Origin of the sequence: uncultured Methanobrevibacter sp. (assembly GCF_902784195.1) — an archaeon.
Taxonomy (GTDB): Archaea; Methanobacteriota; Methanobacteria; order Methanobacteriales; family Methanobacteriaceae; genus Methanobrevibacter.
The window spans coordinates 196154-219686 of sequence record NZ_CACZTX010000006.1 but is presented as its reverse complement, the minus strand read 5'-3'; the positions used below and the strand labels follow the sequence as shown (position 1 = coordinate 219686).

General features: G+C 34.0%; 19 protein-coding genes and 1 pseudogene. 11 read left to right on the top strand and 9 right to left on the bottom strand.

Going from position 1 to position 23533, the window contains the following annotated elements; genetic code table 11:
- Positions 1-4 precede the first annotated feature (4 nt).
- Positions 5-1801 (bottom strand): YhgE/Pip domain-containing protein, encoded by a 1797-nt coding sequence (locus tag QZU90_RS05895; protein ID WP_296856080.1) that lies wholly within the window; start codon positions 1799-1801, stop codon positions 5-7.
- A 193-nt stretch (positions 1802-1994) separates the two neighbouring features.
- On the opposite strand from QZU90_RS05895, the gene QZU90_RS05890 reads away from it, so the two are divergent.
- The gene (locus QZU90_RS05890; RefSeq protein ID WP_295608395.1) at positions 1995-2717 is read left to right on the top strand and encodes a nitroreductase family protein; all 723 of its coding nucleotides are present in this window, start codon (positions 1995-1997) and stop codon (positions 2715-2717) included.
- A gap of 53 nt (positions 2718-2770) precedes the next feature.
- Here QZU90_RS05890 and QZU90_RS05885 read toward each other — a convergent pair whose 3' ends face one another.
- Positions 2771-3442, bottom strand: coding sequence for an isoprenylcysteine carboxylmethyltransferase family protein (locus QZU90_RS05885; RefSeq protein WP_296856077.1), 672 nt, complete (start codon positions 3440-3442; stop codon positions 2771-2773).
- A 160-nt stretch (positions 3443-3602) separates the two neighbouring features.
- On the opposite strand from QZU90_RS05885, the gene dusB reads away from it, so the two are divergent.
- Positions 3603-4586: a tRNA dihydrouridine synthase DusB gene (dusB, locus tag QZU90_RS05880; RefSeq protein WP_296856075.1), complete on the top strand. Its 984-nt coding sequence runs from the start codon at positions 3603-3605 to the stop codon at positions 4584-4586.
- 43 nt (positions 4587-4629) lie between these two features.
- On the opposite strand, the gene mmp11 is transcribed toward dusB, so the two are convergent.
- The 7 genes and pseudogenes from mmp11 to QZU90_RS05845 form a co-directional block, all read right to left on the bottom strand.
- Positions 4630-5568 (bottom strand): methanogenesis marker protein 11, encoded by a 939-nt coding sequence (gene mmp11 / locus QZU90_RS05875; protein ID WP_295603991.1) that lies wholly within the window; start codon positions 5566-5568, stop codon positions 4630-4632.
- A 115-nt stretch (positions 5569-5683) separates the two neighbouring features.
- Entirely contained in the window at positions 5684-6115 is a 432-nt protein-coding gene (gene ribH / locus QZU90_RS05870; protein ID WP_295608389.1) for a 6,7-dimethyl-8-ribityllumazine synthase, read from the bottom strand.
- Positions 6116-6478: 363 nt separating this feature from the next.
- Entirely contained in the window at positions 6479-7474 is a 996-nt protein-coding gene (locus QZU90_RS05865) for a glycosyltransferase family 2 protein (protein ID WP_295608387.1), read from the bottom strand.
- A 95-nt stretch (positions 7475-7569) separates the two neighbouring features.
- Positions 7570-8559 carry an isocitrate/isopropylmalate family dehydrogenase gene (locus QZU90_RS05860; RefSeq protein WP_296856073.1) on the bottom strand — a complete coding sequence of 330 codons (990 nt, stop codon included), beginning with the start codon at positions 8557-8559 and terminating at the stop codon, positions 7570-7572.
- A 115-nt stretch (positions 8560-8674) separates the two neighbouring features.
- A complete protein-coding gene (locus QZU90_RS05855) occupies positions 8675-9160 on the bottom strand; it encodes a 3-isopropylmalate dehydratase small subunit (protein WP_296856071.1) in 486 nt (161 codons plus the stop codon).
- 22 nt (positions 9161-9182) lie between these two features.
- Positions 9183-10370: pseudogene (locus tag QZU90_RS05850) on the bottom strand (3-isopropylmalate dehydratase large subunit).
- 52 nt (positions 10371-10422) lie between these two features.
- Positions 10423-11682 carry a nucleotide sugar dehydrogenase gene (locus QZU90_RS05845; protein ID WP_296856070.1) on the bottom strand — a complete coding sequence of 420 codons (1260 nt, stop codon included), beginning with the start codon at positions 11680-11682 and terminating at the stop codon, positions 10423-10425.
- A gap of 318 nt (positions 11683-12000) precedes the next feature.
- Here QZU90_RS05845 and rfbD point away from each other — a divergent pair, with 318 nt between their 5' ends.
- From rfbD to radA, 9 genes are all read left to right on the top strand, one after another.
- Complete coding sequence (gene rfbD, locus QZU90_RS05840; RefSeq protein WP_296856068.1) at positions 12001-12861, top strand: dTDP-4-dehydrorhamnose reductase; 861 nt, start codon at positions 12001-12003, stop codon at positions 12859-12861.
- 105 nt (positions 12862-12966) lie between these two features.
- Positions 12967-13839: a glucose-1-phosphate thymidylyltransferase RfbA gene (gene rfbA / locus QZU90_RS05835; protein WP_296856066.1), complete on the top strand. Its 873-nt coding sequence runs from the start codon at positions 12967-12969 to the stop codon at positions 13837-13839.
- Between the two features lie 10 nt (positions 13840-13849).
- Positions 13850-14413 carry a dTDP-4-dehydrorhamnose 3,5-epimerase gene (rfbC, locus tag QZU90_RS05830; protein WP_296856065.1) on the top strand — a complete coding sequence of 188 codons (564 nt, stop codon included), beginning with the start codon at positions 13850-13852 and terminating at the stop codon, positions 14411-14413.
- 64 nt (positions 14414-14477) lie between these two features.
- Positions 14478-15485 (top strand): dTDP-glucose 4,6-dehydratase, encoded by a 1008-nt coding sequence (rfbB, locus tag QZU90_RS05825; protein ID WP_296856063.1) that lies wholly within the window; start codon positions 14478-14480, stop codon positions 15483-15485.
- 118 nt (positions 15486-15603) lie between these two features.
- On the top strand, positions 15604-16587 hold the full coding sequence (locus tag QZU90_RS05820; protein ID WP_296856061.1) for a glycosyltransferase family 2 protein: 984 nt from the start codon (positions 15604-15606) through the stop codon (positions 16585-16587).
- A gap of 69 nt (positions 16588-16656) precedes the next feature.
- On the top strand, positions 16657-17553 hold the full coding sequence (locus QZU90_RS05815; protein WP_296856059.1) for a glycosyltransferase family 2 protein: 897 nt from the start codon (positions 16657-16659) through the stop codon (positions 17551-17553).
- A 209-nt stretch (positions 17554-17762) separates the two neighbouring features.
- The gene (locus QZU90_RS05810; protein ID WP_296856057.1) at positions 17763-19166 is read left to right on the top strand and encodes an undecaprenyl-phosphate glucose phosphotransferase; all 1404 of its coding nucleotides are present in this window, start codon (positions 17763-17765) and stop codon (positions 19164-19166) included.
- An 889-nt stretch (positions 19167-20055) separates the two neighbouring features.
- Entirely contained in the window at positions 20056-22521 is a 2466-nt protein-coding gene (locus tag QZU90_RS05805) for an OB-fold nucleic acid binding domain-containing protein (RefSeq protein WP_295608633.1), read from the top strand.
- A 56-nt stretch (positions 22522-22577) separates the two neighbouring features.
- Positions 22578-23513 (top strand): DNA repair and recombination protein RadA, encoded by a 936-nt coding sequence (radA, locus tag QZU90_RS05800; protein WP_292787566.1) that lies wholly within the window; start codon positions 22578-22580, stop codon positions 23511-23513.
- Positions 23514-23533 lie beyond the last annotated feature (20 nt).

Below are 23533 nucleotides of genomic sequence, written 5' to 3'. Positions count from 1 at the left end.
ATTTCTAAAATAATTTGCTTTCCTCTAGTTTCTCTTCAAAGTAATGGGAAGGCTTGTCTAATTTTTCTTTAATGATCACTGCGGCGATTATTGTTACAAATCCAATAGCTAAAAGTATGGCCAATGCTGGGATATAGTTTGACCAAACAGTACCAAGCTGTGCTTCACGTACCAATGTAATTCCATAAGTCATAGGCATGTATGGATACAATGCCCTGAAGAATGGATGCATGATTTGAATTGGATAGATTCCTCCAGTTGCAGATATTTGAAGAACCAAAAGGACAACTCCAATAGCCTTTCCAACTGTACCGATTGCAGAAATTATTGAGTAGATTAAGATCATGAATATCATCGATACCAGTATGCAGGATGCAATAAAGAGTATTGGATTTAATATTTGAATGCCGAGAAGATAACATCCTATTATTGTCACGCATGCTTGAAGTATGCTCATTATAATGTATGTTAACAATTTACCGAAGTACATTTCAAATGGGGAATACTTGGTTCCTTGGCTGGTTCCTGGATTCATCATTACACAGGTGATTACGGCACCTACCCACATGGATAATACAAGATAGAATGGAGATACATCAGAACCGTATGAATTCACAGAAAACAGTTCGTTTCTTTCCAACTCTACAGGAGATAGGAAATAATCACCAAGAGTGTCTTCATCTATGCCTGTGATTCCACCGAGAGTATTTGCAGTGGATCCTAATGAACTGGATGCTGCAAACAATGCATTTGTTGCACCATTGGAAAGTAGTGTTGCTCCAGAAGCAAGACTTACTGAACCTTCTGCCAATTTACTGCTTCCTTCAGCTACTTGATTTGCACCATCTGCCAGTTGGCTTCCTCCATTAGCTAACTGATTTGCACCGTTTGCTAACTGTTTTCCTCCAGCAGCCACTTGACTGCTTCCATCAGCAAGCTTAACGTTTCCTTCGGCATAGTCTTTTATTGGTCCATCAGGTATTAATGAAGGGTCAACTGCAGCTGACAATTCCTCTGAACCTTTTTCCACTTGGGATGCACCATCACTTAATTGGTCTGAACCTTGCTTTAATTGTGATGCACCATCATTAAGTGAAGATGCTCCAGATTTAACTTGACTCGCACCATCTTTTACTTGGCTTTCACCGCTTTTAACTTGGCTTGCTCCTGCTTGAACCTTTGCAGAACCTGCTTGAAGTTGTTTTCCACCATTTGCAAGTTTTTGAGCTCCTTCAGCAAGGCCTGCCTGCAATTCACCAAGCTTTTGGTAAGCTGCAATATCTATGATTTCAACTATTTTTGCATTAAGTGAGGTATAGACAGCATTGGCACCGGAATCAGTCAATTTAGTTGCTACAGGGTTTGTTTTCATATTTACAACGTATTCAAGTTTTGCCTGTTGGGGATTGTCACCGGTAATTGAAACTATGTTTTCACTCAGGTTTTTGGGTATGACAATTCCCGCATAATAGGTTCCGTTATACACGCCCTTTCGCAGGTCATCTTCTGAAACGAATGTCCATTTAAACTTATCATTCTTCTTCAAGTCTTTTACAAGTTCCTTTCCTACATTTATGTCCTTATCATTGAATGATGCTCCTTCGTCAAGGTTAGCTATTGCAAATGGAACATCACCGGTATTTCCATAAGGATCCCAACATGCCTGTATGTTCAAAAGCGCATAAAGTGAAGGAATTATAATTACTCCAATGAGAACAATCACTACAATAGGATTAGAGAATGCTCCCTTGAAGTTATTCTTCATGATTTCTGCAATCATCATAGGGTCTTTTCTACTCATTTTTTTACCTATTCAAATTTTTTAATATATATTATTATGTTCTTTTTAATATAAATCATTTTTATAAAAATTTTAATCTATTTTCCTTATAACTATGTTATGTTTCTCTCAATTCAATAGATTTAAATCATATTCATTTAAAAATTATATTTGATAAATGAAAATTTTCAAAAACGACTGATATTGTGATAAAATGAACCTTGAAGATACAATATACAAAAGACAATCCATTAGATCTTATGATGATGCACCACTTGACAATCAGACACTTGATGAGATAAGGGATTTCATTGACAATGCAAAGGAATTGAATCCAAACATAAAATGGAGCTATGAGATTCTCCCAACAGAGAATATCTCTACAATGATGAGATGGAAAGCACCTCATTACATAGCTATTTTCAGTGAGGAAAAGGAGAATTACTATCAAAATATAGGCTTCATCTTCCAGCAAGTGGATTTGTTTTTGCAAAGCAAGGGAATTGGGACCTGTTGGATAGGAATGGGAAATCCTAAAAATTATGAAAATCCAAATAAGGATCAAAAATTCATTATAATCATATCAATCGGTAAGCCAAAAGGCAATTTATACAGGGAAATTGACCAGTTTAGAAGAAAAAGCCTTGATGAAATAACTGATAATTCAGATGAAAAACTAGTCCCTGCACAGTTTGCACCTTCCGCTTCAAATACCCAGCCATGGTATTTCACTCACAATGAAGATGGTAGCTATGACTTATACAGAGTGAAACTTGGAAGACTTAGAAACAGATTCTATAAAAAATGGAATAAGATTGATACAGGAATAGCATTGGCACATCTTTATGTAGCGAATAAGGATAGCTTTAGATTCTATATGAAAGACAATCCTGAAGAGTCCAAAGGATTATTCTATGCTGGAAGTTTTGAGATTTAATAGCTATTTTTAGTTATTAATATTTCTTTTTATTCTTCTTTTTTTAGCTATTTTTACCATAAATAAGGAATCAGTTTATATTTTACCTTTTCATTATATTCCTCATATCCAATCAATTCATTCTCCAATACCCTCTCCTCATTTCTTATTCTAAACATGATCATTATTGGATAAACGAGCATCACAATGAATGAGAATATTGAATCCAATACCAAAGGCATTGACAGGAACAGAAATATTGTAGAAGTGTACATTGGATGCCTTACAATGCCGTACAAATCGCTGTCAACCACTTTTTGATTCTCACTAACTTCAACGGTTCGTGAAAGGTATTCGTTTTCTCTCAACACTTCAGCATACATGATATAGGCAAGCAGGAATATGACTGAAGCGATTATGACCACTATGCTTGGAAGATTGAACCATCCAAATCTAAAGTTAAGGCCAGCTAAAATGAAAGCAAGCAGGAAAATTATTCCACTAATCAATATCACTGTTTTTTGTTCATCCTCATTTTCCTTAGCATTCAATCTTCTTCTTAAAAGATCTGGAGATTTGAAAATCATGATTATTCCTGCAAAAAGCATAGGAATAAAGAGCAATGCTATAAATAGCCATCCATTAGGATAATTTATAGTTCCAGCAGGAATGAAAAGAAGTATGCATATGATTATAAGACCAATTAGGAATTTGCTTAATGCTTGAAAAAATAGTTTAATATCCATCATATCACCAAAATTCACTTTACAATTAATTTTTTATTTTTTCAATATAATAAGTTTTGAGTTTTGGTGGAATGATTATATATTTTTAGAATAAATATAAACATATCAAATAGTGGTTTTTAAAATAATCATTAAAAAATTAATGATTTAACTGATTCATATGAAGTGGAAAATTGGAAATGTTGAAATGGACAATCAGATAGCTTTGGCCCCTATGGCAGGAGTATGTGACTTCAGCTTTAGAACCATTGTAAAGTCAATGGGATGTGGTCTGATTGAAACCGAAATGGTTTCAGACAAGGCTATTATGTATGGCAATTGGAAGACAAAGGAAATGCTCTACATGACTGACTATGAACATCCAATTTCACAGCAGATTGTCGGCTCAGATTTGGAATCACTGACATTTGCATCAAAGTACATCTGGGAGAACACTGATGTGGATATCATTGACATTAACATGGGATGTCCCGTAACAAAAGTGACAAACAGGTCAAAGGCAGGATGCGCTTTGATGAAAGACCCGGATAAGGTAAAATCTATTGTAGAATCTATTGTAGACATTGTACCGATTCCAGTGACTGTAAAGCTCAGAAGCGGTTGGGATAAAAACAGCATAAATGCAGTGGAAATAGCACAAATCGTTGAGGATGCAGGTGCATCAGCAATTACAGTTCATCCAAGAACAAAGGATCAAGGATATTCTGGAAAGGCGGATTGGTCCATTATAAAAGAAGTCAAGGAAAATGTGAATATTCCAGTTATTGGAAATGGTGACATCAAATCATGCTTTGATGCAAAGAGAATGCTTGATGAAACAAATTGTGATGCAGTCATGATTGGAAGGGCCTCACTTGGAAATCCATGGCTTATCAGGGATTGCGTTAACTATATTGAAGACGGCACACTTCCATATGAAGTTACAATGGAAGAGAGAATGGAAACCCTTAAAAAACACATAGATATGCTTATTGAAGTCAAGGGAGAGGAATTTGCAATTCCAAAAATGAGAACTCAAGCTGCATATTACGTTAAGAAATTGCCAAGAACAATAGAATTAAAGCAGCAAATATTTAAAATGAATACAAAAGAAGATCTGTTTAATCTGTTGGATGATTATGTAAAATCAATGGAAAAAGAGTAAATAAAAAAAGAAAAAAATTGTTCAAACTTTTTAAAAGTTTGAACTAGTAATAAACTTTAACAGCCTCATCAACATCATCATGAAGACCTAAAGCTGCAAGTGCACCTACTTTACCTTGGTCTCCTGTAACTGCAATGAGTGGAATGTCCAATTCTTCTGCAAGCTTTTCAGCAGTTTCAACATCCATCATACCTGTTTTTGTAGCCATTGCATATTCTCTAAGTTTTGGTGGGATTCCAATTCCTTCAAGAATAGCTATTGCAGTCTTATCGGATAATGTGTCATGCTCAAGGATTTCAATAAGTCTATTGATCAATCTTTCCTTATCTTCAGCCATTACAGCAAAGGTAAGTGCAATTGAAACACAGTTTTGAGTTTTGTGAGGATTATGTGGGAATAACTGAACGATAATATGGTCAAGATACTCGAATCCTTCCTCTTTCAATTGAAGGCCAATATTATGAGCCATAGTCCAAGTTGCTCCAGCATCCTTAACGTCAGTGTCATCGATTCCAATGACAAGTTTTTCGTATTTTGGAGTTACTACAGTAGCTTTTCCTTCCTTACTGCCTCCTCCGACTTCAAGGACATCCACATATTTGACACCTTCTCCCATTCCTCTGCACATTCCAGCGCCTACACCAGCGCCGGCAAGTCCTCCGTGGGTTACCTTAACTTCCTTTGCCTCTTCATCAATTGCAACCTCTTCAATTCCAGCAGCATTGATACTTGCCTTAAGGTCGATTGGCTTTTTGCCCACTTTACAGAGGTAGGTGTGCTTGTTTCCATCTCTTTTAGCATCAATGATAAGTTCACTGCTGTGTTGGTATTGATAAAGCAACCAGTTGGAACCGCTTGGGCATGGGTGGTATTCAATAAGTTCTACAATATCTCCATCTGCCATTGTAATGACTTTTTCGTATGGAGCAATCCATGGGTCATCAAATTTTTCCTTTAACTCTTCAGGTTTTAAAATTGCCATATTATCATCTAATATAAACTTTAAAAAATAATAGAATTGAAAAATACTATACTTGAATTGATAGTTTTTATAAAAAAAGTTTTAAAGAATTCATTGAAGAATTCTTTTTTTAAAATTAAATGTCTTGTAATCTGTCACACATTTTAACAGCTGCTTCAACAGCGTTTTTACCATAGCTAACTCTTCTGTGTGCATCTAATCTGGTCATTCCAGGACCGCTGATACCAAGGGAAATTGGTTTACCCCATTCTAAGGATAAGTCAGCAATTTTACGGGATGCATGTTGAGCTACGATTTGGTCGTGATCGGTTGCACCTTCAATAACGGTACCTAAAGTGATTATGCAGTCAAGGTCAATTCTACCTTCTTCGTCTGCTTCAGTTAATTTTTTGATTGCAAGTGGCATATCGAATACGCCAGGAACCATTACAATTTTTGTAATTTCACAGTCACGAACTTTAGCTTCTGCTTTTGCAAGTTCTAACATCATATGAGTAATATCATAGTTAAATTCTGCAACTACTGCACCAATATTATATTTTACCATTTTTTATCCTCCACATTAAAATTTTCTTGTAATTGATTAGATTTAAGTCTTTTATTAACATTTATCATTCTTATCTTGAATTTCATTTATCTACATCACATATGCAATGAAAGTAGCTACTGCACTGAAAACCATAATAAAAATAATAAACAATGCTGCAATTTTTACTGCGTCCATTTTAAATCTCCTTTTTTTAGATAATAAAATTAATTGTAATTTTAATCTTCTAATATTTTTATATATTATTGTAATTACTTATAAATGTTTTATATTATTTAAAATTATTCAATATTAATTTTTAATTTTAATTTTTTCATTTGAATAAAATGACTATAAATCAAAAAGTTTCAATTAAGAATCAAATCAATATTCTGGATTTTCCTTTTTGAATTCAGAATAGTTGTCATACTTCAAGACATCTAAGAAGAACTTTTTCTTCTTTGGGCCTAAATTATCCAAGTAGTCTTGGTAATACTCAGTCTCTTTAATCTTTTCATAGTCTTCCTTTATTAGATTAAAAAGAGGCTCCTTAGAATCTTCTGTAATGTCCATAAGTGCCATTCTTGGACCATTGATCTTGTAGGCTAAAAGGTCGAACTTGTAGTCTTCATAGAATCCATTGTCAATCATTCTTCTCATAAGTTCGCATCCTGCTTCAACAGTGTCCAAGTAGTTTGCATCAACCACATGGGTTATTGAAAGATCATGCTTTCTTCTGTAATAGAAATGCTTTCTGATGATGGAAATTCTTTCTGCCTTAAGGTAAACATAAAAGAAAAATGGCATGTCCTCAAAGTAGATTCCCTCTGGAAAACTAGCGTCAATTGATTTCAAAAAGCTGTTTCTATAGATCTTTTGACAGCTACTTACTGATAGGTCAAATAGGAAATCCTTTGTTTTCTCAGGTGAAAACACGACATCATCAAAGCTTTCATCAAGATTATTTAAGTTAAACCAATCATTCTCATAAATTCTTCCGGTTTCATCATCATAATTGATCATCTGATACATGGTGATATCCGTATCCTTGGCCTTTGCTTCATTGTATGCAATTTCAAAGGCATCTTCTGTAAACCAGTCATCAGCGTCAAGAAAAGTGACATATTCCCCTCTAGCTATTTTCATGCCCTTGTTTCTGCTTGCGCCAAGGCCAATGTTTTCCTGGTCAATTACCACTATCCTATTGTCTTTTTCTGCATAACTGTTTATGATGTCTAATGTATTGTCAGTTGATCCATCATTGATTATGATAATTTCTATATCTTTCAATGTTTGGTTTACTACACTTTCAATGGCTTTACTAATGAATTTCTCTTCATTGTAAGCGGAAAGAATAACAGATATTTTTGGATTGGTCATTTAAATTCACTTAGATTAATTGGTTAAAAAATAAAATTAATTTAAAAATTAATTAAAATAATTAAATATAAAAATAATTAAAATTTATTAAAAATTTAGTTTAAAGCATTTATGATTGCTTCAGCCACTTCGCTGGTTGTAGCAGTTCCTCCAAGGTCCGGAGTCAATGTCTTTCCTTCATTCAAGACATCGAGTATTGCATCATTCAATCTTTCTTCAGCATCATATTCCTTCAAGTAGTTCAGCATCATGCATGCTGATAGAAGCATAGCCATTGGATTTGCAATTCCTTGACCAGCAATGTCTGGTGCTGAACCGTGAACAGGTTCGAACAATGCCCCATCCTCTCCAATGTTACCGGATGGAATCATGCCTAATCCTCCAACAAGGCCTGCTCCCTCATCTGAAAGGATATCTCCAAACAAGTTTGTGGTAACGATGACTTCAAAGCTTTCAGGTCTTGTAATGAGATACATTGCAGTGGCATCCACATAGAAGTCTTCCACTTCTATTTCACCTTCATAATCCTTAGCCACTTCGTATAATATTTCCTTGAACAGTCCATCAGTCACTTTCAAGACATTTGCCTTATGAACTCCAGTGACTTTAGACTTATTGTTGTTTTTAGCGTATTGGAAAGCGTAATCGATAATCCTTCTCTCAGCTTTCTTGGTAATTATCCTTCTAGCTATTGCCCCTTCTTCAGTATATTCCTCTTCCTTTGCAATATACATTCCTTCAGTGTTTTCCCTTACAATCATAAAGTCAAGGTTGTCAAAAAGGGCATTAGTGTTCGGATAGGATTTGACAGGCCTTAGGTTTGCAAAGAGGTTCAATTCCTGTCTAAGTCTTACAATCACATCAGCTGCAGTTTCTCCTGCCGCTCCAAAAAGACATGCATCTGCACTTTTTGCAAGTTCTATTGTTTCATCTGGCAAAGCTTCACCATTTTTTTCAAGACATTCGTCTCCAGCTTCACCATAATTGAAATTAAAGTCAATATCCAATGAATTCAATACATTTATGCATGCGTCCATAACTTCCTTACCAATTCCATCTCCTGGAATTACAGCAATATTATACATTTTTTAACCTCATGAAATAATAAAAAAATAATTTAAAACTAATTTCTATGTAATTATCAATAAATTTTTTAGAGAAATTTTTAAAGAAATTTTTAGAATATAATTTGTTAAAAAATTATTCATTCTTTTGATTTTTCAAGTAATTGATTAAACCACCAGATTCAAGGATTTCAAGCATGAATGGAGGCAATTTCTTAAATTCGATTTCCTTTCCGCTTTCTGATATGATCAATCCCTTTTCCATGTCCACTTCTATTTCTTCACCGTCTTCAATAAGTTCAGACACTCCAGGGGCTTCCAAAAGAGGAACGCCTACATTTGTTGCGTTTCTATAGAATATTCTTGCAAAGGATTCAGCTATTACAGCGGAAATTCCACATCCTTTAATAGCTATTGGTGCATGCTCTCTACTGGATCCGCATCCGAAGTTTGTTCCTCCAAGAATGAAGTCACCTGCATTCACTTTTGACTTAAAGTCAGATACCAATCCTTCCATGCAATGCTCAGATAACCTTTCCTCATCAGTGTAAATCAAGTATCTTCCTGGAAGAATAATGTCTGTATCAATGTCATTTCCAAATTTCCAAACCTTCCCTTTCATATTTTTACCTCTGAATATAGATTTATTCCTCCTTAGGAACAGCAATTCTTCCTTCGATAGCTGATTGAGCAGCCACTTTAGCTGAAGATAGGTAAACCTTTCCTTCTGGGCTTCCTTGTCTTCCCTTAAAGTTTCTGTTGGATGTTGAAAGACTTACCTCATCCGGTCCGATAAGGCCAGTATGTCCACCAAGACATGGTCCGCAGCATGGCGCTGAAACAAGGGCTCCAGCCTCTACAAATATCTATCTTGTTTCCTTTCAATATCCTTGCAGCATCTCTTAAATCTTCGATTCTTCCATTTGTGCATGAACCGATGAAGACTTGATCGAGTTCAACATCACCAAGCTCACTTGCAGGCTTTACATTATCCACATTATGAGGGCAAGCTATTTGCGGTTCAAGCTCGCTTACATCAATATCAATGATTTCAAGGCTTGGAGAATCAAGGTCACTTGTAAGATTTGATTTTTCCACAAATGCCTTAAGCCTGTTTTTATTTTCACCGCTTACACGGTCTTTTAAGTAATCATATGTCTTTTCATCTGGTTCTATAAGACCTGTTTTTCCTCCCATTTCAATTGCCATATTTGATAGGACCATCCTATCTGAAATGCTCATGTCGGAGATGGTTTCTCCTGCAAATTCACATGACTTATAGGTTGCACCATCTGCTCCAACTTGTCCTATGATATTCAATATCACATCCTTTGCTGATGTGTTCTCTTTCAGTTTTCCTTCCACATTGAATCTGATTGTTTCCGGTACCTTGATAGGACCATTGCCATATCTGTAGAGCCGATTCCAGTTGCAAATGCGCCAAGAGCTCCATATGTGCATGTATGTGAGTCTGCACCTACAATAACGGTTCCAGGTATTACATGGTCTTTTTCAGGCAAGACCTGATGACAAACCCCTTCCTTTACATCATAGAAGTTTTCAATTCCTTGTTCCTTTACAAATTTTCTCATCAATATATGGTTATTGGCAGAATCTAAAGAATCTGCTGGGACCTGATGGTCAAATGGAATCACGATTTTAGATGAATCCCATACTTTCTCAGTCCCTATTTTTTCGAATGATTCAACTGCGAGAGGTCCAGTCAAATCATGCATCATAGCTATATCGATATCTGCCATGACAATGTCGCCAGCTTCAGCTTCTCCTTTGCCGGAAGCTCTAGCAAATATCTTTTCAGCAATTGTTGACATATTTTCACCTCATTTAAAAAGAGTTAATGATAGTTAGTTAGTATGAATAGGATTATTTGTTGTATTTGTACAAATTTCCATAGTTTATTAATGTAATGTCCTCTGGCACTTCCTTGATTATGTTTTTAGTGTCAAAGATGATTTTTGCTTTCATGTTCTTAGATAATTTTTCATAATCCAAGTCCTTGAATTGGTCATGGTCTGTTAAGATCAATACCAATGAGGAGTCTTTAGTTGCTTCATCAAAATCGAAGTATTCAGGATTGTCAAAGTGAGGGTCGTGGATAGCTATTTCGTATCCTGCTGCCTTCAATCCAGTGATTATTTCAAATGCAGGGCTTTCCCTTGCATCATCAGTATTTCCCTTATATGCAACTCCAAATACAGAGATCTTTTCTGCATCCGCATCAAGATTGGATAAGATTTTGCCGGTATTCTCTATTACAAATCCTGGCATGCTGTTGTTTGTATCCCTTGCCAACTTGATTATCTTTGCGGTTTCAGGTGCCTTTGCATAAATGAAATAAGGGTCAATTGCCAAGCAGTGTCCACCTACACCAGGGCCTGGGCTATGGATATTCACTCTTGGGTGCTTGTTAGCCATTTCAATAACATCAAGTGCATTCACTCCAATTTCTGCGCCAATCTTTGCAAGTTCGTTGGCAAGTGCAATATTCACATCTCTAAATGTGTTTTCCATACATTTGGACAATTCTGCAGTTTTTGCTTCAGTTTCAATTATTTCCCCTTCAACAAAGGTTCTATAAACGTCTGCAGCTTTACGGCTGCACTCTTCTGTTATTCCACCTACGATTCTGTTGTTGTTAACCAATTCTTCCATGATTTGTCCAGGGAGAACTCTTTCAGGGCAATGAGCGAGGAATAAATCTTCTCCAATTACAAATCCTTCATTTTCAAAAATTGGTTTAATTATCTCATCAGTGGACATAGGGGCTATTGTGGATTCAATGATAACAACATTTCCCTTATTCAAAACAGGCAAGATGGATTGGCATGCAGATATTACATAGCTTAAATCACAGCTCAAGTCCTCTTTCACATAAGGTGTAGGAACTGTAATGATGAATGTATCTGCCTCCTCCGGCTTCAATGAAGCATGATAGTGCCCTTTTTCAACGGCATTTTCAATAGCTTCTGTAATTCCCGGTTCTTCAATATGAGCAATCCCTTGGTTTAATTTATCAACAATCTCTTCATTTACGTCTACTCCAAGGACTTCACAGCCATTTTTAGCAAACAATGCAGCTGTTGGCAATCCAATGTAACCTTGACCTACAATACAAATTTTCATAAATATCGCCTGATCATTTTGTTTTTGTAATTGTTAAATATTTTTTAAAATTATTTTTTCAATTATTGCTTTTTTAATTTCGTTTGTTCTTAAAATATTATTATTTTATTTTCAACTTCTTCTTAAAATTATTAATTTTTAATTTTAATAGTTTATACGATTTTATTTATAGTTTTTATAAGATATAAATATTTTATATAATTCATAATTCATGATATTATAATCGATAGAATATATTTATATTTTATAAAACTAAAAACTATATTATAATAGTTTATTATACTTTAATTTATATTTTAATTTAATTTGAGGAATTTTATGAAAATAATGATAACTGGTGCCTATGGAATGTTAGGTTCTGATTTAAGAGAGGTTCTTAAAAACTTTGAATTGATCTGTACCGGTTCTAAGGATTTGGACATTACTGATGAAGAGAAAGTGATGGAGTTTATCAGTGAAAAATCACCTGATTTAGTGGTTAATGCTGCAGCTTATACTGCTGTCGATGATTGTGAAACACATTTTGATGAAGCATATGCTGTAAATGCAATAGGCCCTAAAAATTTAGCCATCGCTTGCAAAAAGCAAGACATTCCTTTAGTCCATATCAGCACAGATTATGTCTTTGATGGAAGCAAAAGAACTCCTCTTATTGAAACAGATAAGTTAGGTCCTCAAAGCGCTTATGGAAAAACAAAATTGGAAGGAGAGAAATTCATTCAGGAAAACACTGATAAATATTTCATTCTTCGTACTGCATGGCTATATGGCCTTCATGGAAACAATTTTGTAAAGACAATGTTGGATTTGGCAGAGACTCATGATGAGATAACCGTTGTCAACGATCAGATAGGTTCTCCAACTTATTCTCTTGATTTGGCGGTAGCCATTACCAATCTATTGCATAGCGATAAGTATGGAATTTACCATGTGACAAATGAAGGGGAAATTTCTTGGTATGAGTTTGCTAAACTGATATTTGAATTATCCAATGTTGATGTTAATGTAATTCCAGTAAGCACCGAGGAATTCCCAAGACCTGCTCCAAGACCTCATTATTCCGTTTTAGATAATAAAAAGTGGAATGCATCTGGATTTGTTCCAATGAGAGATTATAAAGAGGCTTTAGGTTCTTATTTATCATTGTATAACTTTTTCAAGAGACTTAGAAAGATTTGATTATTTTAAAATAATTTTTATAATTTTACAAAAAATTTTACAGAATAATTTACAAATAATTTATAAATAATTTACAGAATAATTTTTATAAAAGTGAGTGATTATATGAAAGGAATCGTATTGGCTGGTGGCGCTGGAACAAGATTGTATCCAATTACAAAGGCTGTTTCCAAACAGCTATTGCCTTTATATGATAAACCGATGATCTATTATCCGATATCCGTATTAATGTTAGCTAACATTAGGGATATCCTCATCATCTCAACTCCAAGAGACTTGCCGATGTATAAGGAATTATTGGGGGACGGTTCTGATTTGGGAATGTCTTTCTCTTATGCAGAGCAGGAAAATCCTAATGGTTTGGCTGAAGCATTCATCATTGGTGAGGAATTCATTGGTGATGACAATGTTGCTCTTATCTTAGGAGACAATGTGTTCCATGGACATAGGTTCACAGAAATATTGGAAAGGGCATGTTCCCTTGAAGAGGGAGCAGTTGTCTTTGGTTATTATACAAACAGGCCTGAGGAATTCGGTGTTGTAGAGTTTGATAAGGATTGGAATGTCTTGTCCATTGAAGAGAAGCCTGAGCATCCTAAATCCAATTACATTGTTCCTGGACTTTATTTCTATGACAATGATGTTATTGAAATCGCTAAGAATGTTAAGCCATCAGATAGAGGCGAGCTTGAAATAACCTCAATCAATGAAGAGTATCTTAAGTGTGGTAAGCTTAAGGTTGAATTGCTTGGTAGAGGAATGGCTTGGCTGGATACTGGAACTCATGACGGCTTGCTTGAGGCAAGTAACTTCATTGAAACAGTGCAAAGAAGACAAAGCTTGTACATTGCTTGTCTAGAGGAAATAGCATACTTGAAAGGATATATAAATAAAGAAGATTTATTGAGGCTAGCTAATCCTCTTAAGAAAACAGAATATGGCCAATATTTAATTGAGCTGGCTGAGAGAAAGCGTTAGGAGTGGAAAAATGGGTAAATTCAAAATTACTAAAAGTGAGATTGAAGGAGTTTTCACTGTTGAGCCAACTGTTTTTGGTGATGAGAGAGGATACTTTATGGAAACCTATAATGAGAATGATTTCAAGGAGGAAGGAATTGACTTGACCTTTGTCCAGGACAATCAATCAAAATCATCAAAAGGAGTTTTAAGAGGACTTCATTTTCAATATACACAACCTCAAGGTAAATTGGTTCGTGTTATTAAGGGGGAAGTTTTTGATGTTGGAGTAGATTTAAGAAAAGAATCTAAAACATATGGAAAATGGATAGGTGAAATTCTTTCTGAGGAAAACAAGAAACAGCTTTTCATTCCAAAAGGCTTTGCTCATGGATTTTTAGTCTTATCTGATGAGGCTGAATTTGTTTATAAATGCACTGATTTCTACAATGGTGAGGATGAAGGTGGAATTATTTGGAATGATCCAGATATAGCTATTGATTGGCCATTAGAGAATATTGGCAAAGAGAACATTCTTTTATCTGAAAAGGATAAATTATGGAAACCATTAAAGGAAACTGAAACAGATTTTTAATTTTTAGTATTTAATTTTTATTCAAATCATAATTTTTTGAAAATTAATATTTTAAGTGATTTTTATGACTAAAGTTTTAATTACAGGAGGAGCAGGATTTATAGGAAGCAATTTTGTAAAATATATGCTTGAAAAGTATCCTGATTATGAGATTGTCAATTTAGATGCCCTTACATACTGTGGAAATCTTGAAAATTTGGAGGATATTGAAGACAATCCTAACTATGCCTTTGTTAAAGGTGACATTCAAGATGAGGAATTGGTTGATTCTATTGTCAAGGATACTGATTATATAGTTCATTTTGCTGCTGAAAGCCATGTAGACCGCAGCATAGAAGATCCTCAAATATTCATCAAAACCAATATTATTGGTACTCAAGTATTGTTGGATGCTGCCAAAAAGCATGGCATTAAAAAGTTTTTGCAGGTTTCTACTGATGAAGTGTATGGAAGCCTAGGTAAAGAAGGGTATTTCACAGAAGAAAGCCCACTTCAGGCAAACAGCCCATATTCCGCATCAAAGGCAGGTGCAGATTTAATGGTTAGAGCCTATGGAGAAACATTCGGATTGCCAATCAACATCACAAGATGCTCAAACAATTATGGTCCTTATCAATTCCCTGAAAAGCTTATTCCTTTAATGATTTCTAACGCTTTAGAGGATAAGGAATTGCCTGTTTATGGTGATGGAAAGAACATTAGGGATTGGTTGCATGTCTATGACCATTGTACAGCTGTTGACCTTGTTCTCCATAATGGGAAATTAGGAGAGGTCTACAATATTGGTGGCCATAATGAAAAGGAAAACATTGAAATCGTAAAGCTCATTTTAAAAGAGCTTGGCAAGAGCGAATCATTGATTAAATTCGTTAAAGACAGATTAGGCCATGACAGGCGCTATGCAATTGATTCAACTAAGATAACAGAGGAATTAGGCTGGAAGCCTAAATACACTTTTGAGACAGGTATCATAGAAACAATCAATTGGTATCTTGATAATCAGGATTGGATGGAAAAGGTCAAATCCGGTGAGTATCAGGAATATTATGAGAAGATGTATTCTAAGAAATGATTTTTTCATGATTATTATAATTAAAATTCTAAGAAATGATTATTCATGATTATTATAAATTAAATAATAAAAAATACTAAAAAATTAAAGTTTAAATTTTTGCTCTAAAAGTGATTTTATGAAAGTATCAGTAGTCACACCAAATTACAATGGATTGAAATTCTTGAATAACTATTTTGAAACATTATTGATTCAAAGCAGATTCATTGAAGAGATTATTTTAATCGACAATAATTCTACTGATGGAAGCATAGAATTCATTGAAGAGTTCATGAGAAGTTCTAACTATCCAATTGACATAGTTTTAATCAAAAACGATGAAAATCTAGGCTTTGCCCCTGCAGTTAATCAAGGTATTAAAGCGGCAAAGAGCGAATACATCTATTCTGTAAACAATGATGTGGAACTTGAATGGAACGCTTTGGAAGAGATCATCAAGGCCATGGATGAGTCAATTGAATTGGGAGAAAATCCATTTTCAATTCAGTCAAAGATGATCCAGCACTACAATAGAAAGCTGATTGATGATGCTGGTGATGAGTACACTATACTTGCATGGACAAAAAAGATAGGAGACGGCCAGCCTGTAGAAAGATATAACGAAAAGAGGGAAATATTTTCATCCTGTGCTGGTGCAGCATTGTATAGAAAATCAGTCCTAGAGGAAATAGGGCTTTTTGATGATAATTTTTTTGCTTATGTTGAGGACATTGATCTTGCTTACAGGTCTCAGATTTACGGATATAAGAATTACTTCTGCCCAAACTCAATTGTTTACCACTATGGAAGCGCAACAAGCGGAAGCAGATACAATGAATTCAAAATCAGATTGGCAGCCCGTAACAACGTATTCCTGATTTATAAGAACTTCCCAATATTGCAGAAGATCATCAATTTCATATTTTTATTCCTTGGTTTTTTAATCAAATACCTTTTCTTTGTAAGGAAAGGATACGGTTCCACTTATTTGGATGGAGTCAAGGAAGGTTTAGGGGATAGAAAAAAATTAACAAAAACCCCATTTTTAAGAAAAAACTGGAAAAATTACTTTAAAATAGAATGGAAACTTATCAAAAACACTTTTGCTTATTTAAGGAAATAATGCTTTACTTTAGGTGTAAAAAGTCATTATAATTATTATGAAATAATGCTTTACTTTAGGTGTAATAAAATGAGAGATTTAGATTTATCAATTATCATTGTTAATTACAATACATTCAAATTAACAAAGGAGACCATTGATTCATGCTTGGCTGAGCCAACACATTATACATATGAAATCTTTCTTGTAGACAATAAGTCAACAGATGATAGTTTGGCTAAATTAGAGGACTACTTCAAGGATGAGATATCAAGAGGAATCATTAAGCTTATAGCCAACTCCAACAATGATGGTTTTGCAAAGGCTAACAATTTAGCTATTGAACAAGCTAAAGGGGAGTATATCCTTCTTTTAAATTCAGATACACTTATAAAGGAAGCTACAATCGACAAGTGTATGGATTATATGACCAAAGGCACAAATGCAGATGTAGGTGCATTGGGATGTAAGGTCTCACTCGCAGATGGATCTCTTGACAAGGCTTGCAAACGAAGCTTTCCAAATCCTGCAAATGCTTTCTATAAGCTATTCAACGTTAAAACAAATAGCGGCAAAGACGATTATAATCTAGATGACTTAGATGATGACGGAGTTTATGAAATCGATTGCTTAGTTGGAGCATTCATGCTTGTTAGAAGAACAACAATTAATGATATTGGCCTTTTGGATGACACTTTCTTCATGTATGGAGAGGACATTGATTGGTGCTACAGGATAAAGCAGGCCGGATGGAGAATCGTTTACTTTGGTGAAGCTGAAATCATTCACTACAAAGGGGCAAGCAGTGAAGATAGAAAGACCAAGAAGAGAAATCCAAAGATCCTTTATGAATTTTATAGGGCAATGTATGTCTTTTATAGGAAACATTACACTAAAAAGTACAATATCCTTGTAAACATTGCCGTTTATATTGGAATAGGCGTTTTATTGATTTTCAATTTAATCAGGAATGCTTTTAGGTCTTAATTTAAATATCTAAGATAAAAATTTTTAGGTAATTTTATAAACGATAGGTTTTAAATCTATAATTGGTAAATTTTATTTAAAAATTTTATTATAAAATTTATTTAAACAATTACGATAATTTATATAATGCAATAAATTTTTATAATGCAATAAAAATTCATATTTTTTTACAATTTAATTAAAATTTTTTATCAATAGGGGCATAGTAAATGATTAAAGAAAATCAAAGAATATTGAATTCATTGCTTGTGGTAATAGATGTTCTTGTAATTCTATTCTCATTGGTTCTAGCTTATTATGTTAGATTCAAAACCACATTATTTGGTCCTTTAGGAGGATCCTTGCCCTTTATGCATTATTTGATATTCACTATTGTATGCATTATTCCTACTTATCTGTTGCTATACTACTTTTTTGGATTATACAAACCCTTTAGGAACAAATCCTCCATATTCTCTGGTGCAGAGGATATAATCAAATCGGATATAATGGCTTTTATCATATTGGTAGCTATTTTATTCGTTATAGACCAGCCTGACTTTTCAAGGATTATGCTATTCCTCTTAAGTCTGTTCGGTATGATTTTCACCATTATCGAAAGGGCTCTTGTAATATTGGTCTTAAGGTTTATGAGGGTTAACAATCGTAATCTAAAGCATATGCTTATCATTGGTGATAACGAATTGGCTTTCACATTTGCCCATAAGATCAATTCCAAAACCTATTTGGGATATAAAATTGGAGGATTTTTAGGAAGGAAAGAGCATCTCGGGAAAACATATGAAGGAATCAAATTCATAGGTACCTTTAAGGATTTGCCGGATGTTTTGAAGACCCATAAATTTGATAGGGTAGTTATAGCTATTCCATTGCAATATTATTATCACTTAAATGAAATAGTGGATGCATGTGAAGAAGAGGGAATCAAGGCGGAAATCATTCCGGATTATTATAAATACTTGCCTGCAAGGCCTTCAGTTGATATGTTGGATGATTTGCCAATAATCAATATACGATATGTTCCTTTGGATGATGCTTTCAATAAATTCAAAAAGATTCTTGAAGATTATTTTGTAGCTATTGTAGCAATTATCATTACCTCTCCAATAATGCTCGTAACAGCCATTGCAATTAAATTGGAATCACCTGGACCAATCATCTTTAAACAGGAAAGAATAGGGTATGGCGGTAAGCCATTCATGATGTATAAGTTTAGAAGCATGAAGGTTCAGGATGAGGATGAGGAAAAATCCCAATGGACCACTGAAGATGATCCAAGAAAAACAAGAGTCGGATCTTTCATTAGAAGAATGAGCATAGATGAATTGCCTCAGTTCTTCAATGTATTGAAAAGGGAAATGAGTGTTGTTGGTCCTCGCCCAGAAAGGCCATATTTTGTAGAGCAATTCAAAAAGTCAATTCCAAAATACATGGTTAAGCACCAAGTAAGACCAGGACTTACAGGGCTTGCTCAAGTCAATGGATATAGGGGAAACACTTCAATTGAAAAGCGTATTGAATATGATATTCGCTATGTAGAAAACTGGAGCTTGGCTTTAGATGTTCAGATAATGCTAAAAACTATTTTCAAAAGAGATGATAATGCTTACTAATCTCTCTTTATTTCCCTAACTTGACACCTAATCACTTTTCTATTTTTTATCTTCATTTTAAAATTGTAATGATTTAGTTATTTTTTAAAAAAATTAATATATTTGCTTTAAATCGTTAAATTGATGCTATTTTCAATTATTATAATGAAAAAAAGCATATATTTATATATTGAGCAAATTAATTGATAATTACAGACTTAATTTTTAAAAATAAGACCTATGGTATTTAAGTTTTGAAATTTGAATAAATCACTTGGGCTTTAAATTATGAGACATGATAAAATAAACTTTTATAAGCGCCAATGTTTTAATATTTATACTACAATCCTTAGGATTTTCAATAAAAATTTAACATGATTTGATAATTTTTTTTGATTTGTTTGTGATAAGAATTTAAATCTTAATTTGGATATTAAAAATATTAAAATAATATAGATTATAAATATATAATTATAATGAATTAATGATTTGATAGATAAATTTTTTAAAATAATAAATTTTTTAAAATGATGCATGTTAAGAATTATTTTTTTACAAAAATTTATTTAATAATTTTATTTATTCTTATTTCATTACTTAATTATCTTAAATGGTTACATTTTTAAAAAGGCTTTGGGAATTAATAGACCTTTATTTTTCGCTTGATTTTTTTCAGTTGAAATGCTACTATTAGTTTTCAAATGCTCTGTCTTAATTATTATATATAGAAAAAATTAAATTATAATTTAACTTGAAAAAATTGTGATAAAATAGTGATCAAAGTAAATTCCAAAAAACTTTAATGAAATTTGACTGAAAAACTTCAAATTTTTATTTATAATTGTTTAGATTATTATTTTATTGGTTATTTTTACTAAATTTATAATTTAAAAGAAAACGAGGGTTTGGTATGGATAAAGAATTTTTCAATGGAATGAATTTAGCTGAAGATATTAGTGAAGAAGATTTCCAATACATTAAGGATGGTTGGGAAAAAGTTCAGGATGCTTTATCAAAGGATGAATTCATAGACAAATTTAATAAATTTAAAGAAGAATACAAAGACGCTTCATTTTTCAGTGATAAAGATTTCATCGACATGGTAGTAAATCCATTCACTGGAGAGGAAACTAAAGGCGAAACTGTAGCTGATTTTGATGTAGGCACTCCAAAGACAATTGCAGAAGTTGAACCTGGCCGTCAAGGATTTAGCGTTATTGCAAGGGTAATGTCTATTTCCAATCCAAAATTGTTCACTTCCAGAAAAGGAGAGGATGGAAAGCTTGCAAATATGCAAATTGCTGACAATACAGGAGAAGTAAGACTTGTACTTTGGACTGAAAACATTAAGCATCTTAAACATATCAGTGAAGGGGACATTGTTGAAATTTCAGACATTGATTGTAAGGATGGATTCAGAGGAGGCAAGGAATTTTCTCTACGTCCTAGATCTTTGCTTAGAACAATAGATGAGACAAGTGAAAACTATCCAAAAAACATCGCTGAGTTCCCAGTTTATGAAGAAAACATTGTTTCAATCTCAGACATTGTTCCTGATGAAAAAGTAAGCATTATTGGAAGATTAATCAGGGTTCCGACTCCTCACTCATATGAAAGCAATGGAAAGAAAGGAAAGGTAACCTCACTTGAAGTTCAGGATAAAACCGGAAAGATTGCTTACACATTATGGAATAAGGATGTTAAGTTGATAAACAGCCTCGATTTGAAAGAGGGGGATATTGTTAAAATCCTTAATGAGCAATCCAGGGAAAGAAATGGGGAAATCTCATTATCCCACTGGGACGGCAGAATCCTTAAGGTTGAAGGGGACTATGACATTCCGGAATATGAGGAAAACATTATTAAAATTGGAAATGCCCGTGAAATCAATGATGTTACTTTAGTAGGTATTGTAACTAAAATCCAAGACACTATCCAATTCGATAGACAGGATGGAACCAAAGGTTTCGTGAAATCAATTGAAATCACTGATGATTCCGGTTCAATAAGAGTTACCCTTTGGGGAGACGACACTAAATTAAAAGTATCTAAAGGTGATATCCTTAAAGTCATGGGCGGTAATATTGAATATGATGATTATGCAACCAGTGGATACAGAGTAAATACCAATTGGAACACTGAATTAAGAGTTAACCCTGAAGGAAACGAGGATTTAGCTGAAAGTTTAAATGAAATTGCAATTAAATTGGGACCAATTACCATTAGTGAAGTTCAAGATCATGAGGATGATGGTGAAGAGGTCGACATCATCGGCAGATTAATTACCCTTAATGATTCCCATTCCTTCCAAAGGGATGATGGCTCTACTGGCTTTGTCCGTTCTGGAGATATTGCGGACTCAACTGGAAAAGTTAGAATCTCATTCTGGGATGATAAGGCAGAAGCTTCCTATGGCATAGGAAAAGCATATCAAATTGAAAATGCCAGAACCAGGTTAGGCATGTATGAGGTTGAACTCAATGTTGGAAAAACAACTAGAGTCATTGAGCTTTCTGATGCTGAATCATCTGATTTACCTTCATTTGAAGAGTTAGAAGAACAAATCTATGAATCCAAGAAGATTATCGATATAGATGAAGATGACATGAACATTAAAGTCGTTGCAAGGATCTTGGAAATTGAAGACACTCGTGAATTTGAAAGGCAAGATGGAACTAAGGGTTTAGTTAGAAATATGACTATTGGTGATGATTCAGGTTTTATAGCTGTAACATTATGGGATGATAAAACCAATTTGCCTTATGATATCAATGAGGCAATCAAAATTCAAAATCCACGTATAAACTACAATGATATGAGCAATCGTGTAGAGTTATCCATAGGCAATTCAACAAATATATTGCAACCTTCCTATAATGAATTAACCAGTCTTCCAGATATAAATGAATTGCAAGATATATTATACACTTCAAAAGACATTGCAAGTCTTGAATTGGAGGATAGAAGTGTAAAAGTAAAGGGTATATTCTCTAATCCATACATAGAAAGGATTTTAATGCCAAAATGTCCTGTATGTAATCGTACTTTAGAGGATGAGGATGAAGAGGAATGTCCTCATTGTGGAAATTATATTGATAAACCTAAATATCTATTGATGCTTCCTGGAAAGCTCACTGATGATACAGGTGAGATTCAAATAACTTTCTTCAATGAATTGGTGGAACAATTATTGGATATGAAACATGATGACATAGTAACATTATATGAAGAAAGTGAAGGGGATTTAGGATTCTTGGAAACCAAAGCAATGGATCTTGAAGGAAGAACCTTAGAATTGCTTGTTGATGTAAATTACAATAATTATGATGAAGAAATAAGGCTTAGACCTAAAAAGATTTTTAAAAATGAGTTTTAAGCCTTAATTTTATAGTATGATGAAATTTAATAAATTTGTTTAATGGGTTGATAATTATGGTAGAACTTGAAGACTTACCTAATGTTGGAGAAAAAACTGCTGAAAAATTAAGAGAAGCTGGCTTTGCTGATATGATGAGATTAGCTACTGCAACTGCTAAGGAATTGTCTGTTAAGGCAGAAATCGGTGAAGGAGTAGCTGAAAAGGTTATTGAAGCAGCACGTAGAGCTGAAAAAATTGATTTTGAAACAGCATTTGATGTAATGGAAAGAAGACGTGATGTTGGTCGCATAACCACTGGAAGTAAAGGTGTTGATGAGTTAATCGGTGGCGGAATCGAAACTCAAGCTATTACTGAAGTGTTTGGTGAATTCGGATCAGGTAAAAGTCAAATTTCTCATGAATTGGCTGTTACTGTCCAATTGCCTAAAGAAAAAGGTGGTTTAGATGGAGAATGCGTATTCATTGATACAGAAAACACTTTCAGACCTGAAAGGGTTGAACAAATTGCAGATGCATTTGGCCTTGATCATGAAGAAGTGTTAAGAAAGATTCACATTGCAAGAGCATTCAACTCTTCTCACCAAATCTTAATGGCTGAAAAAATCAATGAATTAATCCAAAGCGGCGTTAATGTAAGATTGGTTATTGTCGACTCTCTTATGGCTCATTTCAGAGCAGAATATGTTGGAAGAGAATCTTTAGCTGTAAGACAACAAAAACTAAACCAACACTTGCATGCATTGCAACAAGTTGCAAATACCTATAATGTAGCGGTTTTCCTTACAAACCAAGTTCAAGCAAGACCTGATGCATTCTTCGGAAGTCCAACAAAAGCTATTGGTGGACACGTTTTAGGACACGCTTCAACTTACAGAATCTGGTTGAAAAAAGGTTTAGCAGGTAAGAGAATTGCTAGATTAGTGGACAGCCCTCACTTACCAGAAGGAGAAGCTGTATTTAAAGTAACCACTGATGGTATTGTAGACTAACCAAACTTTTAAAAAAAGTT

Bases quoted from the DNA above. Each gene is read 5' to 3' on its own strand.
- QZU90_RS05820 (WP_296856061.1), top strand. From the start codon at position 15,604: ATGAAAGTATCAGTAGTCACACCAAATTACAATGGATTGAAATTCTTG.
- QZU90_RS05860 (WP_296856073.1), bottom strand. From the start codon at position 8,559: ATGTATAATATTGCTGTAATTCCAGGAGATGGAATTGGTAAGGAAGTT.
- rfbA (WP_296856066.1), top strand. From the start codon at position 12,967: ATGAAAGGAATCGTATTGGCTGGTGGCGCTGGAACAAGATTGTATCCA.
- QZU90_RS05805 (WP_295608633.1), top strand. From the start codon at position 20,056: ATGGATAAAGAATTTTTCAATGGAATGAATTTAGCTGAAGATATTAGT.
- QZU90_RS05815 (WP_296856059.1), top strand. From the start codon at position 16,657: ATGAGAGATTTAGATTTATCAATTATCATTGTTAATTACAATACATTC.
- dusB (WP_296856075.1), top strand. From the start codon at position 3,603: ATGAAGTGGAAAATTGGAAATGTTGAAATGGACAATCAGATAGCTTTG.
- QZU90_RS05845 (WP_296856070.1), bottom strand. From the start codon at position 11,682: ATGAAAATTTGTATTGTAGGTCAAGGTTACATTGGATTGCCAACAGCT.
- QZU90_RS05885 (WP_296856077.1), bottom strand. From the start codon at position 3,442: ATGGATATTAAACTATTTTTTCAAGCATTAAGCAAATTCCTAATTGGT.
- QZU90_RS05865 (WP_295608387.1), bottom strand. From the start codon at position 7,474: ATGACCAATCCAAAAATATCTGTTATTCTTTCCGCTTACAATGAAGAG.
- rfbD (WP_296856068.1), top strand. From the start codon at position 12,001: ATGAAAATAATGATAACTGGTGCCTATGGAATGTTAGGTTCTGATTTA.
- rfbC (WP_296856065.1), top strand. From the start codon at position 13,850: ATGGGTAAATTCAAAATTACTAAAAGTGAGATTGAAGGAGTTTTCACT.
- QZU90_RS05895 (WP_296856080.1), bottom strand. From the start codon at position 1,801: ATGAGTAGAAAAGACCCTATGATGATTGCAGAAATCATGAAGAATAAC.
- rfbB (WP_296856063.1), top strand. From the start codon at position 14,478: ATGACTAAAGTTTTAATTACAGGAGGAGCAGGATTTATAGGAAGCAAT.
- QZU90_RS05855 (WP_296856071.1), bottom strand. From the start codon at position 9,160: ATGAAAGGGAAGGTTTGGAAATTTGGAAATGACATTGATACAGACATT.
- QZU90_RS05810 (WP_296856057.1), top strand. From the start codon at position 17,763: ATGATTAAAGAAAATCAAAGAATATTGAATTCATTGCTTGTGGTAATA.
- mmp11 (WP_295603991.1), bottom strand. From the start codon at position 5,568: ATGGCAATTTTAAAACCTGAAGAGTTAAAGGAAAAATTTGATGACCCA.
- radA (WP_292787566.1), top strand. From the start codon at position 22,578: ATGGTAGAACTTGAAGACTTACCTAATGTTGGAGAAAAAACTGCTGAA.
- QZU90_RS05890 (WP_295608395.1), top strand. From the start codon at position 1,995: ATGAACCTTGAAGATACAATATACAAAAGACAATCCATTAGATCTTAT.
- ribH (WP_295608389.1), bottom strand. From the start codon at position 6,115: ATGGTAAAATATAATATTGGTGCAGTAGTTGCAGAATTTAACTATGAT.